At 33.5% G+C, this 1,121-nt stretch carries 2 protein-coding genes; both read left to right on the top strand.

What is annotated here, in order from left to right:
- Window positions 1-676, top strand: a 676-nt coding sequence (locus EWZ81_RS06945) for a glycosyltransferase family 25 protein (protein ID WP_165549473.1), incomplete at its 5' end; no start/stop codon positions are given.
- Between the two features lie 18 nt (window positions 677-694).
- Window positions 695-1,121 (top strand): glycosyltransferase family 25 protein (locus EWZ81_RS06940; protein ID WP_165549472.1); only part of this gene is annotated, 427 nt, incomplete at its 3' end.

The following is a 1,121-nucleotide window of genomic DNA, read 5'->3' as shown; positions in this document are numbered from 1 at the left end:
GCTAGAGTCTAATTTCATGCAAGCCTTAGAAGATTGCTTGAAAAGCCCTTTTGATTTTGTGAGGTTCTATGGGTGCTATTGGTATTACCACGAGACAAAATTCCATGTTTTACCCAAAGAATTTGTATTTCCTCTCTTTGATTATCCTTTTAAAAATAACCCTATTTTAGAAAAATTTAAAAAATTTTTTGATGTTTCTAGATTTTTAAATCTTTCTACCCATAAAGTCATCCACTATATTCTCAAAAAAATACAAAAAAGCTATTACGCAACGCATGAAAAAGAGGCCTTTTTTTTAGAGCATTTTTACCTCACTAGCGTGTATGTGGCTTCTACAGCCGGTTATTACTTAACCCCTAAGGGCGCTAAAACTTTTATAGAAGCCACGGAGCGTTTTAAAATCATAGAGCCGGTGGATATGTTTATGGATAATTCTGCTTACCATGATGTCGCTAATTTTACCTATGTGCCTTGCCCTGTTTCTTTAAGCGAGCATTCTTTAGACAGCACCATTCAAAAGCCCCAAAAAAAGAGCTTGAAATCTTACTCATTTCCGCCTAAAAAATCAACTTTTAAGAATCTTTTCTACTACAGCATTAACGCTAAAAAGCGTTTAAAAGCCTTTCAACAATACAGCAAACAATACGATTATTTAAAAACCCCTAAAGAGGTTTAAAAAGAATGAAAAAACTTTATGGTAGAATGCCACAGAATACCATATCTAGGAGTTCATTTGACACAAGTTTATATCATTTCTTTAAAAGAAAGTCAAAGGCGTTTGGATACTGAAAAACTCGTTTCAGAATCCAATGAAAAATTTAAAGGCCGTTGCGTTTTTCAAATCTTTGACGCTATTAGCCCCAAATATCAAGATTTTGAAAAATTCGTTCAAGAGCTTTATGATTCTTCAAGTTTGTTAAAATCCGATTGGTTCCATTCTGATTATTGTTATCAAGAATTATTGCCCCAAGAATTTGGGTGCTATTTAAGCCATTATCTTTTATGGAAAGAATGCGTTAAAACAAACCAACCGGTCGTTATTTTAGAAGATGATGTAACGCTAGAGTCTAATTTCATGCAAGCCTTAGAAGATTGCTTGAAAAGCCCTTTTGATTTTGTGA

The sequence above is a fragment of the Helicobacter pylori genome (assembly GCF_011140715.1).
In the GTDB taxonomy this organism is placed as follows: domain Bacteria; phylum Campylobacterota; class Campylobacteria; order Campylobacterales; family Helicobacteraceae; genus Helicobacter; species Helicobacter pylori_DA.
The sequence above is the reverse complement of the archived record's forward strand: the minus strand, read 5'-3'. Positions and strand labels throughout refer to the sequence as shown.